Annotated in this window: 17 protein-coding genes and 1 pseudogene; 6 read left to right on the top strand and 12 right to left on the bottom strand. The window is 41.8% G+C overall.

Annotation, left to right across the window (positions count from 1 at the left end; translation table 11 throughout):
• Nucleotides 1–27 precede the first annotated feature (27 nt).
• From ACMVDV_RS21780 to ACMVDV_RS21765, 4 genes are read right to left on the bottom strand one after another with little or no spacing between them, the layout of a single operon-like run.
• The gene (locus ACMVDV_RS21780; protein ID WP_416159648.1) at nt 28–1,050 is read right to left on the bottom strand and encodes an ABC transporter ATP-binding protein; all 1,023 of its coding nucleotides are present in this window, start codon (nt 1,048–1,050) and stop codon (nt 28–30) included.
• 14 nt (nt 1,051–1,064) lie between these two features.
• Nucleotides 1,065–2,564, bottom strand: a complete 1,500-nt coding sequence (locus tag ACMVDV_RS21775; protein ID WP_416159647.1) for an ABC transporter permease — start codon at nt 2,562–2,564, stop codon at nt 1,065–1,067.
• The gene (locus tag ACMVDV_RS21770) at nt 2,564–3,604 is read right to left on the bottom strand and encodes an extracellular solute-binding protein (RefSeq protein ID WP_416159646.1); all 1,041 of its coding nucleotides are present in this window, start codon (nt 3,602–3,604) and stop codon (nt 2,564–2,566) included. The genes ACMVDV_RS21775 and ACMVDV_RS21770 overlap by 1 nt, the downstream gene beginning before the upstream one ends.
• On the bottom strand, nt 3,605–4,417 hold the full coding sequence (locus ACMVDV_RS21765) for a hypothetical protein (protein ID WP_064664553.1): 813 nt from the start codon (nt 4,415–4,417) through the stop codon (nt 3,605–3,607). It lies immediately after the preceding gene.
• A 953-nt stretch (nt 4,418–5,370) separates the two neighbouring features.
• Here ACMVDV_RS21765 and ACMVDV_RS21760 point away from each other — a divergent pair.
• The 5 genes from ACMVDV_RS21760 (at nt 5,371) to ppiC (ending at nt 7,624) form a co-directional block, all read left to right on the top strand.
• Nucleotides 5,371–5,946 (top strand): hypothetical protein, encoded by a 576-nt coding sequence (locus tag ACMVDV_RS21760; protein ID WP_416159645.1) that lies wholly within the window; start codon nt 5,371–5,373, stop codon nt 5,944–5,946.
• Nucleotides 5,947–6,022: 76 nt separating this feature from the next.
• On the top strand, nt 6,023–6,472 hold the full coding sequence (locus tag ACMVDV_RS21755; RefSeq protein ID WP_416159644.1) for a hypothetical protein: 450 nt from the start codon (nt 6,023–6,025) through the stop codon (nt 6,470–6,472).
• Nucleotides 6,473–6,592: 120 nt separating this feature from the next.
• Nucleotides 6,593–6,862 (top strand): type I restriction-modification system subunit M N-terminal domain-containing protein, encoded by a 270-nt coding sequence (locus ACMVDV_RS21750; RefSeq protein ID WP_416159643.1) that lies wholly within the window; start codon nt 6,593–6,595, stop codon nt 6,860–6,862.
• A 149-nt stretch (nt 6,863–7,011) separates the two neighbouring features.
• Complete coding sequence (locus ACMVDV_RS21745) at nt 7,012–7,383, top strand: thiol-disulfide oxidoreductase DCC family protein (protein WP_416159642.1); 372 nt, start codon at nt 7,012–7,014, stop codon at nt 7,381–7,383.
• Nucleotides 7,346–7,624 carry a peptidylprolyl isomerase PpiC gene (ppiC, locus tag ACMVDV_RS21740; RefSeq protein WP_064664548.1) on the top strand — a complete coding sequence of 93 codons (279 nt, stop codon included), beginning with the start codon at nt 7,346–7,348 and terminating at the stop codon, nt 7,622–7,624. The genes ACMVDV_RS21745 and ppiC overlap by 38 nt, the downstream gene beginning before the upstream one ends.
• Before the next feature lie 111 nt (nt 7,625–7,735).
• Here ppiC and ACMVDV_RS21735 read toward each other — a convergent pair whose 3' ends face one another.
• Nucleotides 7,736–9,148: a YfcC family protein gene (locus tag ACMVDV_RS21735; protein ID WP_416159641.1), complete on the bottom strand. Its 1,413-nt coding sequence runs from the start codon at nt 9,146–9,148 to the stop codon at nt 7,736–7,738.
• Between the two features lie 439 nt (nt 9,149–9,587).
• Between ACMVDV_RS21735 and ACMVDV_RS21730 the strand changes: the two genes are divergently transcribed.
• Nucleotides 9,588–9,911 (top strand): hypothetical protein, encoded by a 324-nt coding sequence (locus tag ACMVDV_RS21730; RefSeq protein ID WP_416159640.1) that lies wholly within the window; start codon nt 9,588–9,590, stop codon nt 9,909–9,911.
• Here the strand turns inward: ACMVDV_RS21730 and ACMVDV_RS21725 are convergent.
• The 7 genes and pseudogenes from ACMVDV_RS21725 to ACMVDV_RS21695 form a co-directional block, all read right to left on the bottom strand.
• Nucleotides 9,908–9,988 (bottom strand): annotated as a pseudogene (locus ACMVDV_RS21725) (DsbA family oxidoreductase); the annotation flags it as partial. The gene ACMVDV_RS21730 and the pseudogene ACMVDV_RS21725 overlap by 4 nt on opposite strands.
• A gap of 80 nt (nt 9,989–10,068) precedes the next feature.
• Nucleotides 10,069–10,989: a DUF6843 domain-containing protein gene (locus ACMVDV_RS21720; protein ID WP_416159772.1), complete on the bottom strand. Its 921-nt coding sequence runs from the start codon at nt 10,987–10,989 to the stop codon at nt 10,069–10,071.
• 178 nt (nt 10,990–11,167) lie between these two features.
• On the bottom strand, nt 11,168–12,184 hold the full coding sequence (locus ACMVDV_RS21715) for a DUF6843 domain-containing protein (protein ID WP_416159639.1): 1,017 nt from the start codon (nt 12,182–12,184) through the stop codon (nt 11,168–11,170).
• Nucleotides 12,185–12,194: 10 nt separating this feature from the next.
• On the bottom strand, nt 12,195–13,022 hold the full coding sequence (locus ACMVDV_RS21710) for a hypothetical protein (RefSeq protein WP_416159638.1): 828 nt from the start codon (nt 13,020–13,022) through the stop codon (nt 12,195–12,197).
• Between the two features lie 286 nt (nt 13,023–13,308).
• On the bottom strand, nt 13,309–13,965 hold the full coding sequence (locus tag ACMVDV_RS21705; RefSeq protein WP_416159637.1) for a DsbA family oxidoreductase: 657 nt from the start codon (nt 13,963–13,965) through the stop codon (nt 13,309–13,311).
• 135 nt (nt 13,966–14,100) lie between these two features.
• Entirely contained in the window at nt 14,101–15,321 is a 1,221-nt protein-coding gene (locus ACMVDV_RS21700) for a M24 family metallopeptidase (protein ID WP_416159636.1), read from the bottom strand.
• Between the two features lie 344 nt (nt 15,322–15,665).
• On the bottom strand, nt 15,666–16,517 hold the full coding sequence (locus ACMVDV_RS21695; RefSeq protein ID WP_416159635.1) for a GNAT family N-acetyltransferase: 852 nt from the start codon (nt 16,515–16,517) through the stop codon (nt 15,666–15,668).
• Nucleotides 16,518–16,693: the final 176 nt, after the last annotated feature.

The following is a 16,693-nucleotide window of genomic DNA, read 5'->3' as shown; positions in this document are numbered from 1 at the left end:
ATGAATGTGTTAATTATGAGCTTTAGCTTAATTTTGAGCAACGCGTTGATACACCGCCAGTGGGTGAGAAGTATTTAAAGACACATAAACCTGATCGCCAGGGTGTACCACTACCTCATGGCTTACTCGGCTTGTGACAACGGTTTTGCAGCTAAGTTCTACAGCACATAAGCGGCTACCGCCTTCAAAACGTACCCACACCACCACGCCATTGTTGCCAATTTCGCCTTGCACTAACATCACATCGTCAGGGCGCAGTAACACGTCTACATCACCTTGCTGGCAATCAACGCCGTGAGCGGGCACATTACCAATTGCTGTGGTTGCTTGGTTATTCGCGAATTGGCCGCGAATAAAACTTGCTTCACCTAAAAAGCGCGCAACAAAGCGGTTATTAGGAATGCTAAAACAACGCTCAGGAGTATCAATTTGTTGGATTTTTCCGGCCTTGAGCACACCCACACGATCGCCTACTGATAAGGCTTCTTCTTGATCATGAGTGACCCAAATTGCCGGTACGCCTGCTTTTTTAAGGGCATTGCGAATATCCCAGCGCAGCATATCTTTGAGTGCCGCATCAAGGTTTGAAAGTGGTTCATCAAGTAATACAAAGTCAGGCTGATGGGCAAGCGTGCGCGCAAGTGCGACGCGTTGTTTTTGCCCGCCTGAAAGGGTGGCCGGTTTTTTATGACGAAAGTTATCAAGACCAAGTAAGGTGATCCAATGATCAGCAATAGCGGTGTCTTTTAAGCGAAAGCAAATGTTTTGCTCAACAGTTAAATGAGGAAATAACGCAAAGTCTTGAAATACCATACCGACACTGCGTTTTTCAGGAGGGACTGTGAGCTTTGGCGTTGCACGCCATTTGCCTAAGTTTATTTCCCCTGCACTGATCGGAATAAGCCCAGCGAGAGCTTGCAAAATAGTACTTTTACCACAGCCTGTAGGGCCTACTAGCATGAGAATTTCACTTTCACCAAGCGCCAAGTTTAGATCGCTTACTACACGGTTACTGCCATAATCTATAGACAACTGGCTTACAGATAGCATTTGTATTTAAATCCTCAATGTTCGGGTTGGTTACGTTTTTCGCCAGACATCATAATAGCTAAACCGCACGCAGAGATCAGCACTAATAATAACCCTGGAATAGCAGCACGGCCAAAATAGCCCGCTTCGTAAACACGCCATAAATAAGTCGATAGTGTTTCAAAGCCGGTTGGGCCAAGTAATAACGTGGCTTCTAATTCACGCATTGATTCTAAAAACACTAAAGCAGCGCCTGCGATGATGCCGCGCATCGTCAGTGGTAGGGTAATGCGGGTAAATGCCTCGCGAGGGCTGGCACCGAGGACTCGCGCCGATTTAACTAAGCTAGGGTCAAGGTGTTCGGTGCTGGTACGTACTGAGCCAACCGCTAAAGGTAAAAAGCGCAGCATATAGGCAATAATTAACAACCCTAAGGTTTGATATAAAAATGGCAGTTGCAGGCCGCCATACACTAAGGCAGTCCCCATCACTATGCCTGGAATACCAAAGCCAAAGTAAGTGACCCGCTCCATAATTCGACCGGTTTTACCACTGAGTGCGGCATGCGCCACAGGTATTGCGACTATGACAGCCACCACGGCAGCGATAGCCGATGCATATGCTGAATGCCATGCAATACTAAAATCAAATGAGCTAAAGCCATCGCGCGCTAGCCACAGTGAAAATATCGTCAGTGGTAAGCCAATAGCTAACAATAAAATCGGCGCAAAGGTCGCAAACATGGCGCCGAGTTGCCACTTGTTAGGGAATAACATTAACGCTCGGCCGTGGCGTTCGCTGGCGGTTTTAATTTGTGATTCAATCAGCAGTAAAAAGCCAACGATCACCAATAATTGTAACGACAGCATGGCAGCGCGACTTAATTCAAAGGAATTGTACTCAACATAAATAACTCGAGTGAAGGTATCAAGGCGCATCATCGCTGGCGTACCAAAGTCTGACAACGTATACAGCGCAACCAACAGTGAGCCTGCGGCAATGCCATTTACCACCCGTGGTAAAATAACTTTAAAAACACTTTGCGTCATCGACATGCCGAGCGTACGGGCTGCATTTACCATACTTGCATCAAGGCTGAGTAAAGACGAGCGGGTGGTCATCATTACAAATGGAAAGGTGTAAAGCGTCATAACAATTGCGGCGCCGCTGAGACCATCCATCGAGGGCAGTTCAATGCCGAGTAGGTTATGGATTTCCCCCCCAGAGCCAAAAGCGGCATAAAGGGTAAAGGCGCCAATATAACTGGGGATAGCTAAAGGGGCTGCAAAAAACACCAGCCACAGCTTTTTAAAAGGCAAATGTACATAAGCACTAATAAAAGCCAGCGGTACCCCGATCAAAATAGAGCCAACAACGGTGAGTACCATTAATGACAGTGTATTGCTGAGAATTTTTAAATTATGGCTATCAAACAAAGAGCTGGCATCAGTGGCCAGCGTAATTAAAATAACAATAGGGGTTAACGTAATGAGCGCTGCAAGCAGCGCCATTGGATAAGAAGGGGGTAGTCGCATTACAGTACGCCGTTATTACGCATCAAATTAATCGTTGGCCGTAAATCAGCGAGCTGAGTTAAGTCTATCTTAGGTGGCGAGATACTGCTTAAAGCAGGTAACCCCTCTGGTAATGCTACACCATTAACTAGTGGGATCTCATACGCTTCACGGGCTAAATAACCTTGCACTTCAGTGCTTAATAAGTAGCGCATAAAGTTAGTCGCAAGTGGATCGTCGCTTAGCGCTAAAATGCCCGAAGCATTGACTAAACATCCAGCATCTTGCTCGGTAAACGCTAAATCAAGCTTGGCATCAGGTTTGCCTGATTTTAAACGCAGCGTGTAATAATGATTTGCAAAACCAATATCCACTTCACCGCGTTCAACCGCCATCACTACACCTAATTCACCGGCGTAGGTTTTAGCGCGCTTTTTAACTTTTTTCAGCCACTTCGCTGTTTTATCGTCACCTTCGAGAATACGCATTGCGGTGACAAATGATTGAAACGATGCGTAGGCAGGCGCCCAACCAATACTTAAGTCGCTGTCAGCAATTTCCATAATACTGGTTGGAATTTGCTCTTTTGTTAAACGTGACGTGTTATACGGTAAAGTACGAATACGCCCGGTTACAGGAGCCCAATCTTTATAGCGAAATTGTGGCTGTAACTGTGCTGATAAATCACTAGGAATAGCTTGCGCAAGGCCGGCATCTGAAACCAAGCCAATCGCACCAGAATCCACAGCCCAAAATAAATCGGCTCTGCGAACGCCTGCTTTTGCTTCAGCAACAATGGTATTTGCTAACGCAGCCGTAGGACCGCGACGAATACCCAATTTCAAATCAGGGTTCTTTTTCTCAATTGCTTGTAGCACATTTTCGTATAAACCCCCTTCACCACGACCTAAATAAAGGGTCAGCTCACCTTTTAGCTTGGGTAAGTCATCCACAGAAACAGGGTTCGCAATGCTGGCTGCTAGTGCGCGAGACAAAGGCAATGGTAATGTACCAATTGCCCCAAACGCAGCTAGGCCTTGGATAAAGGTCCTACGTTTCACTTAAAATACATCCTTACGTGCTTTCTCGGCTTTCTCGAGTAATACTTTTGCGCGGTCTAATTTAGTGTGCATGTCAGTTATCACATCGCGTACTTCATCAACGCTTTTGTTATCAGCAATTGCTTTAGGTAGCGTCACGTTAAAGTCTTTTTCTAGTACTTCAACAAGTTTTGCATCTTGCTCGATAAGCGTACCTTCAACACCTTCAAACAAGTGCAGGTAAGTATCGTGAACAATGTTGGTGGCTTCATCGCTTAAACGCTCGGCATATTTGGCAACAACACGGTCAAGTTTATGTTTAATTTCATCAATCGTGGCACTTTGAGTCATACCTGCCGTTGCGGTCGCTTTAACGTTTGCGAGCAAACCTTTTTGCTGAAATTGCGCAGCTAGTTTAACTGCGCCAAGGCCTTGCCACAATGCAGCATTCATGGCTGCTTGTTGCTTACGAGCGTCGCTCGCTGGCTTGTTGTTATCAATGGCCATTTTTACGCCGTAAATGCCTTGCCAGATAGAGGCGTATACAGGTACGTAATTTGTTTCAATGGCGCTGTGGAATTTAACTGATTCCCAATATTCAATTAGGTCGTCGCTTTTAACGGCCTTAGCGCCTTTGCTTTCGTAGTCGCTGACCATGGTATCGACTTTGCCGATCATCCATTCAACTTCTTCAGAGTAATCTTTAATATTTGCTTGTAGGTGATTTACATGTTCGCCAATTGGGCCATTTGCCAATACAGGTTGTGCAACAAATGTTGACATTAAAAGAAGGCTGACACCTAAAGTTGTAGCTGATTTGAATACTGCTTTCATAACTGAGGATCCGAAAGGTAATTGTAAATGATAGCCATTATCATATCGATAAAAATGACTAAAAGCAATATACCTAAATTTGCCGCTAAATGTCCATTTTATCTTTGTTTCTAAAGTGTTTTCTTGTAGTAGTGATTGATATAGAGCAGCCTTTGCCGCAGAGTTGCTTGATTTATGGACAAAAGTAACAAATAAATACATTTTAAAACCCATAACCTCTAAAAAGGCTATTGAGCGATTGCAGCCAAATAGTAACTCGGATATGGTTTGTGCCTCACTGCTGCAACTGTTTTGCATCAGTTTAGATCATTTTGCTTATTTAAGATAAGAGCGCTTTATGGCTACATTGAATGCACAACAATTAATGCAAAACAACAAAATCATTCTGTTCGACGGGCAGTGTCGGCTCTGTAGTGCGTGGTGCAATTTTAGGCTATTTGCAATATAAGGTTGGACGCTAACCTTTCAAATAAAATGAATTCAAGTCCGTTTTGTGCAAAATATGGTTGGATACCAGAATATCGAATTTACTGGATCATCGCTAAAAGCAACATGAACCTACAAGAGCATTATCTCTATCAGCCAAATTCTCTTAATAACTGAAATCTTGGTTGAGCAAAAGAGAAAATGGCATGCTGTCATTATTGGTGGCAAAGAGTTGCCACCTTAGTAAGTATTTTCGTTATTTGTAGTGGTGTAGTTGATTTGGTCACCTGCCCTCTAACTTCAGCACAGAATTCAGAGTGGAAGCGGCTCAGTTCGTCCAAAGATCACAAGGAAGCTGGGGTGTCATGGGTATTCAATGCTCATAAATGAGTGAAGCAGCTACAAGAAGAGCGTACGGGCTAAGCGTAAGCAAAAATGCTTTTGGTATAGAATTTTCTTGAGCTGTACGATTTTTAAACTAAATTATAACATGATCGTATGATCTGCTAGATATAAAAGGAAATAAAATGAAAAATTTGAAATTAGTCCTCGCTGCGATTCTGTGCATGTCAATTACTTCAATCACCTTCGCTTCCGAAAGTAGTAGCTATGACATAAAACCACCGGAAGCATTCGGATTAGATCCTAGCAGTCAAGGTATTGATAAAAAGGGAACGCGTAATGTTTCAGGCTCATGGATGACAGCGGATGATGGGGAGGTGAACGCCCTTCAAAGCACTTGGTTCGATAATGGTTATGGCCCTGGTCAGTTAGAATGGCAAAACAGGTTATATCAAAGTGAACTTTTAAGCGGAGTTGCTATAACGAGCGGCTATATGACCAATATTAGCTATAATTGGTCTGGCTCGTTTAATGGCTGGAATAATGTGATTGTATATTTAGCTATCATCGATCAAGATGGGTTGATAGTTGGTTCTGCTGATGTTACGAACTCGTCAAGCGGCAATCTATCCGTTCCGTTCCAAGAGTATCCTGCGTACTACTCTGTTGGGTTTATGTATATCGTAGATCAACAGCCAGAGGTCATGATTTATGATGGACCGTTTTTTGGATCTGTTAGTGCAACTGTGACTTATCAGTAATCTAATATCCCCTTGCTTCATTAAACTGGCATGCTACTTGCTTTCATAAAAGACCAAATTATGGAGGCAAAGTAGCATGAATATTTTTAATAGTAATCATATATCCTCATCTCAAGCTACACCTACAACCCAGTTGCACCGGTCTAACCACGATAATACGACGGTAGAAAATCCCCCCGAACTACTTTCGGGTCCCGAGATGATAATGGAGTTAGGTAGTCGGGTGTTGGGAACTGAAAACATTGAAAGATGGAAAGATGAAGGCTTGGAAATCGGTTCTGAAGCCTACACTAAGGGTTTTGAAGCACTTAATGATGCGCTTAAATGGGGGAAGTCGCAAGGGAACACTGCTTCAACTAGTTACTCATTTAACGCGCATGACATTGTTTCATCTACCCAAAACGTACCAGCGTGGTTTGAAGCCGAAAGACATCAGGAGCTGGAGCAACATCCTCACCCAGGAGTTAAAGAAGCCTTTTCCAGCGGTGCTCTTTGGTACGGACATATACACTCAATTCAGGCCTAGAGTTGCTGATCGATAGGGTAGCTTCGGCTCCCCGAATAGCTCCACAAATCATAAATAAACCAAGCATATTGCGGCAAGACTTCGCCGCGTTTTTTGTGCAAAAGGTGGTTGGAGGCCAGAATGACAGAATTTACAGGTTCAGCAGCTTCAAAAGCTGATTTCATATGGAAGAACGCAGAAGATCTGTGGGGTGATTTTAAACATACGGATTTTGGTAAGATTATTCTGCCATTTACATTATTGCGTCGCTTAGAGTGTGCACTTGAGCCAACTCGTGAAGCCGTAAGAGAAGCTTATCGCTCATTTAAAGAAGCTGATGTTGAACTCGACCCTATTCTACGCTCAACAGCGAGTTATCCCTTCTACAATACAACCAATACATGGCACTAACGAAATTTCGAAAAGTGACAAAAACCAACCAAGCATATCTATTTCGTGAAGAGCCTATTTAGGATCAGAATATACTAACTCCAACCCTAGAATGCAAATAGCCTTTTATTATTAAACACGATAGCAAACTACAGTTTAAATTATGCAGTGTGCAGTCTTTAAAAGGCCAAGTAATACTCGAGCACTTTAGCTACCCAACGGATAGTTTTAAAACCATGATCTATGTTGAAAACAGTCAATGCATCACACAAAGCGATGGGGTGATCAATGTCGTCTCGCAACTTGGCGGGCCGTGGCGCTTTGCAAAAATACTGCGAATTATCCCTAAAGGTATCCGCGATTGGGCGTATGATCGCATTGCGTTTAATCGCTATCGCTTATTTGGCAAGTACGATTACCAAATAGTGACTATGATCAGCATTACTTATAAGGCATTAAATGTTGTGTTAAAATCGCAGCAGTTTAATTTAGTAGAGACAGATCATGGCCAGCACCGCCCACGCATTACATATTTTAGTTAAGCATAAAGAACTTGCTGAAGACATTATCAAACAGTTAAAAAAAGGCGCTAAGTTCCCAGTGCTGGCAAAAAAACACTCCACTTGCCCGTCAGGTAAAAAAGGCGGTGATTTAGGCGAGTTTAAACGCGGCCAAATGGTGCCACAGTTTGATAAAGTTGCTTTTAGCGGAGAAATTCTCGAGCCGCATTTAGTTAAAACTAAATTTGGCTGGCATGTAGTAAAAGTGCTTTATAGAACTTAGGATTTAGTGACGAGTTAGCGAGAGTAAAGTTAGCTAGAAAAACGAATGACTTTGATTTAAAAGAAAAAACCACCTACAAAGGTGGTTTTTTCGTTTAAATAGTCAGGCTATTTAACTGCCAACTGCACTTGGTTGTACATCTAAACCGTAGCCAAACATCACTGCAAGCACTAATACAATGGAAGCTGCGACCATTAGCTTAATTAATAGTGGTAAGCAAAAGCGGAACCAATGGCCGTAAGGTACGCCCGCCATGCCTAAAATCCCCATTAATACCGCATTAGTAGGGATAATCATATTTGAAAAACCATCACCAAATTGATAAGCAAGTACAGCCACTTGGCGTGGAACACCGACTAAATCACCTAGCGGTGCCATTAACGGCATAGTGACATACGCTTGCCCAGAGCCCGATGGAATAAAGGTATTAAGTATTGTTTGAATGACTAACATACCAATGGCTGAAACCTCCGCACTAACATACGAAAGCGGCAGCGACATACCATGAACTAAACTGTGCAGTATTTGCCCATCTTCTAAAATTAAAGCAATACCTCGAGCTACACCGATTAAAATAGCAGTAGTGACGAGATCTGAGACCCCTTCAATAAAACGATTTGCAGTTTCATCCGCTGATAATCGGCCAAGTACTGCAACCACAGCGCCCCAAGCAATAAATACACCGCCTAACTCGTATAAGTACCAACCTTTAGTGGCAATGCCCCACACCGCGATAGCGAGCGTAATGATAAAGCTGCCTAAAATTAGTTTGTGGCGTAGTGCAAGTTCAGGGTAGTTTGGCGTGGCTTTATCATTGAGTGGGCATGGTACATCCAACATCATTGATTTGCTGGGATCAGCGGCCACCCGTTTGGTGTATTGCCATACATGATGAAAACCAATTAATACGAAGGGCACGAAAATCGCTAAACGTAACCATAAACCAGAGTAAACAGGGATCTCAGCAATCTGCTGGGCGATGAGTACCGTGAATGGATTAAACGCCGACACCCCATAACCGATACCGTAACCTGCGACAATCATGCCAACTGCAGTCATCGCATCAAGACGCATGGCTTTACATAAAGCCACTAAAATCAGCACAAATGGAATGTATTCACCCGCAGTACCAATACTGCTTGATGCCAAGGCAAAGCAAAACACCACCATAAATATTAAACGTTGCGGCTTTTCGCCGTGGCGTTCAAGTAACCGTCCAATCAAGGCATCAACCGTACCTGTTGCTCGGGCAATGGCGAGTACACCACCGACAATTAGTACAAAAAAGATCACATCTTGCGCCGCCGCAAAAGCACGCGGAATAGCGGTTAATAAATCCCATGGGGTCAAATAATGGCGTTCTGCAACAGTTTGGTAGGTACCCGCAACGACCATTTCACGGCCTGAATCAGATAGTGTTGTAGTAAAAAAGCCTTGCGGTACTAACCAAGTAGCAATCAGCGCTGTTACCATCATACCCAGCAGTAAAATCAAAGTATGCGGCACTTTGAAAGAATTACTCATACGTTCTCCATTTTTATAATTGGCGCAGCAGATAATGCTTCGCTGTTTTTTGTTAAGGATACCACGACTTATAAAATCACAATAAAAATAGCAACATCAGACTGTAAAGGAATGTAACTAAGTTGAGATTGTGAGCTTCATAAAGAAAGGGCGTGAAAGATGTTGGTTAAATTTGCTGAGGATTGGCTGGAGCGTCGTGATCAATAAAGCTTTCAAATAAGCGAGTGTCATTGTTAATTTTGATCATGTTTGTGCTCCTTTGTAACAGTTCACTTAGGCGTTTACTTTAATTTTATATTTCACATAAAATTAAAGTAAACAATTGAACCCAAATAGGAACTCAGCTATGGTGAACCATTAATAAAAAATAAATTAAAATCAAGTATTTCCTACATGCTCGTTATGTTTTAGTGAGTATTATCACTTTCAAGGATAGATCATGAAAAAATGTATTTTGATCATTTCGCTGACGACTTTATTTTATGGCTGTATTACTGTGCCTGTTGTTGATAACTCTCATACACATAAGTGCGAATTATCAACAAATATGAAAGTTCTCAAAATAGTTGATGTAGCCAAAGAGACTAATTCTTTTTATTCAGTCGGTGGGTTGATTTTGTCACCGATTCTTATTCCTACATCCGCTATTATTTCTGGTACTTATGTTTTAGTTAATAACACTTACCACCTTGGTGAGAAGGAAGTCAAATGTGGTACAAGTAAAACTGAGGTGGACAGCAAGAGTAAAGCTAAAAAAGCTTAGCTTGATTGGCCACCGGTGAGGATGTATTGATCGTTGATGATAAAGGTTGGCATTGAGGTAATCCCCATTTGTTGTAGTGCATTTTTTCGCTGCTAACCTATTGAAAATAAGCAAAGTATTTGATAGGGAATTATAATTTAGTGAATTTCATCAGTTATTATTTTATGCATACTTTTTCATAGAGTACTGCGGCAAGATGCTTTCTTAAATCAAACTGGAATTGGCTGTCAAAAATATCGCTGACTTGTCCTACTGCAAATAGCTGTGCGTGGGCACTGCATTTTTTTGCAAGCACAACTTCACCCACGTTTGCATGAAACGTAGTTAACTGCGTACTGCTCCTATATTCAGAAGTATTTTCTATGTCATCATACCAACGGCCTTTAATAGGCGTTCTGTCACCTTTGTTATTTACATAATAGAAATGCCAATTGGGCGGGTTCTCTTCCCAAACCGCACTGCTTTTTGCCTGCGTTACTAGCATACCTGATGGCGGTATTGCAAAAACGGGAACGCCGTTCTCATATTTAGCGGGTGTTCCTTTAGGTGCGTTATAAACAATGTAAAAAGTGCCTTTATAGTTTTCAGGTATAAGATAAACCGCAGGAGAGGCTCTTTTTCTATCCGGGCACATGTTATCAAAAAATTTTCCATCGCTATTTTTAAGCTTGATAGCATCAAATATATCAAACAAGTTTTTTCCCTCAGTTTGTTCTGAGTCGCCCGTGCCAACGGTAAAATGTTGATAAATTACATCGCAGCCCAAAACTGGCTCAGTATGACCTAAACCGCCACCGTACAAAGTTCTTGCCGTTTCTGCATTACTGTTAGGCATATTCAGCTGTGTTAATGAAGAGTCTTTACTAATAGGTGTTCTGTTACCTGTATTACTCACATAAAAGTACTGTATATTATTACTTTCAATTCTACCCTCGTTGGCATCCATTTGTGTCACAAGCACACCTGATGGCGGTATGTCATATACCCGAGAATCGCCTTCGTATTTTGGCGGCTGCCCATTTGGCACGTTGAATATAATGTACAAAGAGCCAACGTATTCTTCTGGTATTAAGAATATTTCAGGTTCACTTTTTTTATCTCAGTACAAGCAGAAAGTAGTGCTATTGTTAAACTAATAAACAACACTTTTAAAAAATGGACATTAAAGGAAGATTTCATTGAGTCGCCTTTATTTAAGCGGCTATTTTCAATATGCATTAGATAAACTTCAAACTGAAGCGTTTGTTTAATGCAATTTAATATAAGAAACAGGCACCTTTAAAAATAGATTTATCCATATTTTTTATTCCTTTTTCACCATATATATCAAAATAAAGTGTGTTTTTAGTTATCTCTTCAGAGGTACCGATAGCAAACTCTTGGAAACGAGCATTACACCCCTTAGTTGGTTCAAATGCACCTACTGAGGTATGAAATGTCACTAATCCTTCTGTTACATTATCGGATGACCAACGGCCTTCAATAGGGGTTCTGTCACCTTCGTTATTTACATAATAGAAATGCCAATTGGGCGGGTTCTCTTCCCAAACCGCACTGCTTTTTGCCTGCGTTACTAGCATACCTGATGGCGGTATTGCAAAAACGGGAACGCCGTTCTCATATTTAGCTGGCGTGCCTTTTGGTGCGTTATAAACAATGTAAAAAGTGCCTTTATAGTTTTCAGGTATAAGATAAACCGCAGGAGAGGCTCTTTTTCTATCCGGGCACATGTTATCAAAAAATTTTCCATCGCTATTTTTAAGCTTGATAGCATCAAATATATCAAACATATTCTTGCTATCGAGGAGATCTGATTTTCTACCTATAACAAAACTCTGATCATTGATTTGACAATTATTTATTGGCTCTACTTCGCCTAACCCACCACCAAAAATGATGATTTTCTTATCTTTTCTATTTTCAGGAGTGTCATGAATAGTTGATGTTATACGTTCAGTTATAGGTGTTCTATCGCCTATCTTATCGACATAATAAAAACGCAATTTATTACTTTCAATTCTGCCCTCGTTCACATCCATTTGCGTCACGAGCACACCAGATGGCGGTATATCATATACCCGAGAGTTGCCTTCGTACTTCGGCGGCTGCCCGTTTGGCGCGTTGAATATAATGTACAAAGAACCAACATACCCTTCAGGTATGAGGTAAATTGCAGGTTCACTTTTTCTTATCTCAGTACAAGCAGAAAGTAGCGCTATTGTTAAACTAATAAACAACACTTTTAAAAAATGGACATTAAAGGAAGATTTCATTGAGTCGCCTTTATTTAAATAAGCCATTGAAGCAATTTTCTAAACTTGCTTTTTCGAGCAACATGCAATGGCCGCTATTTGCAGGAATAGAAGTAAAGCGGTAATTCCAATCGACTATTTTATGATAACTTAATTTAGGGTATTTATTTGCTTGGCGAAATAACTCATCACCAACGGTACCTTTAAAGCTGCCATTGTTGTTAAGCGGTAAACGCAGTGCACTTGCGATCATGGGGAAGTCTGCATTCAGAGAGAGGCTAACAGGTGGCGCACCTTTTCGAACATGTATACCTAGTGAAATAGCTTGCCCGCCAGGACCGACAATAAATGCTTCACAGTTTGGAAAAGCATCGCCCGTGATATAAGTTACAATATCCATGTGGGCGTTAATAGTATCTATATCTATAATAATTTTATATTTAACATTTAAAGTGGGTACGTAAGATAAACCTAATTTTTCTTGCATCTCAGAAGACCCTGGCATGGCATGGTTCACGCCACCATATTGCCCTGTAATTTTATATTGTTGATTACCATTGAGAAGTTTTTTGTATTTAAGGTGGGCACTGTCTTTTGGCGCTAAATAATCATCATATGTTTTTTTTGTATCTCCCCAAGGCGCTTTTGATGGGTCTGATTTAGTCCGAGTAGTGATAATCGTTTTTTTAGTGGATAACGTTAATTTATGCCAAATTCTTGAGGTTATAGGTGCAACACCACTAGGTTTAAGCGAAAACCCTCGATTATCACCTTCAAACCAGAAACCAGACCAGCCAAAGTCTTTTTCGGGATGAAATGAGCGTATATTAATTTCGTAATTTGCTAATTGAATAGCCATAGGTTAAGTTCCGTTTATCAATAAATTCAAGTCCGTTTCGAATAGGGTAACATCGAGGTTGTTCGTTAACAACTCTGTTGTCGCTTTTTAATAGCTAAAACTAACGAAGGGATTGATACAAAATTGAAGTTATAGCTTAAGCAACCTAAGGTTAAAATCTTACAAAGTAGAGATTGTAATTAAATATCATATTCCGATGTTGAATAGCCTTATTGGAGTAATTGTGGGATTTTAATTATTTAAATGATTAAAGCCACGTAATGCTTAAGTGACGTGGCTTTTAATGTTACTGTTGTTGCGCTTCTTGCTCGGCGATTTGCTTAAATGCTTGCACAAATGCATCGCTTGGTTGGCCGCCGGTGAGGGCGAATTGATCGTTGATGATAAAGGTTGGCACTGAGGTAATGCCCATTTGTTGTAGCGTATTTTGTTCGCTGCGAACGTCTTGGAAATACTCGCCTGAGTCTAAAATCTGTTTTGCGCGGGCGCTATCAAGGCCAACACTTTGCACTACATCAAGCAGCTGTTCTTGCTCGTTTAAATAAATTAAATCAGTAAAGTGCGCTTTAAAAAATGCCAGTTTTAATTCAGTTTGTTTGCCTTCACTGGCAGCCCATGTTAGTAATCTATGTAGATCAAAACTGTTGATCATGATGCGCTTGCCGTCAAAATTAAAGTCAAAGCCTGCCTGTTCACCCATCTCTAAAATACGTTGACGGTTTTCATCGCCTTGTTGTTCGTTTAGGCCGTATTTTTGCGCTAAATGCTCATTTAAATCTTGGCCTGCAACTGGCATATCAGGGTTTAGTTCGAATGGCTTCCAGCTGATCTCAGCTGTAAATTCGTCACTTAATTGCGCCAATGCGGTTTCAAGATTTTTATAACCAATGATGCACCACGGACACATAACGTCTGAAACGATGTCGATTTTAAGCTTTTTCATGAGTGAGCCTATTTTTTACCAAATGTAACTGGGATATGCAGGCGAGGGGGCGTTAATTCAAGAGCTGAGTATTTTTAACTAACAAACTGCACGGGAAAAACTACCGTGCAGTGATTTACTATGTTCTGGTTTAGATCAATCGGTTAAACCAAACGGATTTTCAATACTGTGACTTGGCTCGGTAAACCACCTTGGGCCGTTGTCGGTCATGTAAAAATGATCTTCTAAGCGCACGCCAAACTCATCAGGCACCACTAGCATAGGTTCATTACTAAAACACATGCCAGTTGCGAGAGGGGTTTTGTTACCGCCTACTAAATAAGGCCATTCGTGAATATCTAAACCGATACCGTGACCGGTGCGGTGTGGGCAACCCGGTGTTTGATATTCTGGGCCTAACCCTTGGGCGGCCAAATAGTTACGGGCGCCAGCATCCACAGCTTCACATGGTTGGCCAATTTTTGCTTCATTAAACGCGGCGATTTGTGCGGCTTTTTCATAATCCCAAAACTGGCGTTGCCGCTCGGTCGCTTCACCAAATACATAGCTGCGGGTAATGTCTGATAAGTAATCATGTACTTTACAGCCAGTATCAATCAGAACCATATCGCCTTTTTTAAGAATTTGTGGGTCTTTCACGCCATGGGGAAACGAGGTTGCTACACCAAATAATACGATGCAAAAATAGTTACCTGGCGCACCTACTTTTTGGTGGGCTTGCTTGATAAAGGCTTCCACTTCGGTGGTGCTAATACCTTCATAAAGCATACTTGCAGTGGCTTGATGCACAGCTAAGGTCATATCCATCGCGCGTTGCATCAACGCCAGCTCATTGGCTGATTTATGCATCCGACAATGCGCGGTTACCGGTTGCGCATTGATCAGGTTTAAGCCCGTTTGCGCTTTATTGATACCGTCAAAAATAAAGAACTGCGCGCTTTCGTCAATTCCGACAGTGCCATTGGCAGCAATGCCTATTTCAGTGATTATTTTTACAAACAGAGCATACGGGCTTTCATGCTCTTGCCAGCCGCGAATGGGCCCGTCTATGACTTTAAAGCCGTTCAGCGAACCAATCTCAAAAAATGGCGCTATGTATTGCACATCACCTTTGGCGGGCAAAATAGCGCCAACTAGTCGTTCACTAGCGTACCAGCGCATGCCAGTAAAATAGGTTAAGTTGGTGCCAGCATTTAAGTAGATGGCATCAATACCATTGGCTTGCATATAGGCTTGCGCTTTGGCAATGCGTGCTAGATGTTCATCAGCCTGAATGGGGGTTAAATCGTCAGTCATGTTGCTTAAACTGGCGAGTGCTTGTTCTTTAGTTTGCGTACCAATTCCGAATGTTGTCATGGTGCTCTCCTTTATTTATATGCGGCTATTGTGCGTGTGGCTGTGCTTTACTGCAAGCGGGTTGCGTTGAAAAACGGCTGATGCAATAAGGTGTTGATGGCCAAAGCAAAGTATTTTGACCAATCACAGGTAATGATGGCCGACAGCCCATCTAGGTACTTTATTGCAGCTTGAAGCAGCAGGCTTGGTAAGTTTTGAAGCTCATAAAGGAACTGCCACACAATTATCGGCGACACTCACCTTGCTATGGACTATTTAAATAGTCCATAGCAAACTATACAGCCGCGCCGAGCGCCTATTAAGAGTGTGTCGCTATTAAGTAAGATAAACTCATGCAATATTGCTTACCCTATTTCAAAAGAGGTTACCCCAAACACCTTATTTAAAGGGATATCAGGTTGTTGCTGTGTATACATTCTTGCTGTTTCAAATGCGGGTGTCATATTATGGCGCTGCACTAAAGCGAGGGCAGCTTGATTAACGTTTGGCACATCAAGGTAAATTGTTTCCCCTGTGGCTGTTGATGCTTTTAATGCTAGAAAAAGCGACTCTGCCAATTGAGGTGTGTTCGCGTATAGAGGGCCAATTTTAAAACCTTCGCGACATGCCCTGATCACACCGTAACCTGCTAATTTACCCTTTTCTAAAACTCCCAAAGCTTGAGAATTGGGCTGGCTTATCCAGCTTCGCAAAAAATCAGCTCTAACTGCTGGGAAAAAGGGTTTTTCGTAATCGCTTATTGCTGAGAATGGCAAGCTTGCAAGCTCTATAATATCGTCATTGTTTGGCAATTGACCGCCACCGGCCCCTGCAAATCTAATATTACTGTAGGCCAGTTTAAATCCTGATTTTTTATAATTATCTTGCTGTTCAAGTACGCCATCAAGGGCAATATTACAGTTTTTCAGATAGTTAAGGCCCGCTTGCCAAATTTTCATGCCATAACCTTTGCCCCGATATTCAGGTTTAACGATGTAAAAGCCTAAAAAAGCAAAATCGTTATCATATTTAACAACGGAAATGGTTGCGATAGCCTCATCGCCAAGGTAGCCAATTAAAAAGCCATGGGGATCTGCCTGGTAATAATTATGGGCGTCATTAAGGCCTGGGTTCCAACCTTCTTGTGCAGCCCAGTCAACGGCAATATTTACTTCCTCTTTTGTCATTACTTTGATGGTAAAGCTTTGCTCTTGCATGTTAGTCCTTTTAATTTTCCTGCTGATATTGTGCTTTTTTATGGGCTATAAGCTTAGGGTGAAGATTGTAAACTGAGCAACTATTTTCACACAAGCACTTAATAATAGGCTCTATTTTAGGTTTTGCCCGAGATTTTTTTGCCCAATTATCAGTTGTTTTAATGTTTAAGCACATG

This window comes from Pseudoalteromonas sp. ASV78, assembly GCF_047806705.1.
Lineage (GTDB): Bacteria > Pseudomonadota > Gammaproteobacteria > Enterobacterales > Alteromonadaceae > Pseudoalteromonas > Pseudoalteromonas prydzensis_A.
The sequence above is the reverse complement of the archived record's forward strand: the minus strand, read 5'-3'. Positions and strand labels throughout refer to the sequence as shown.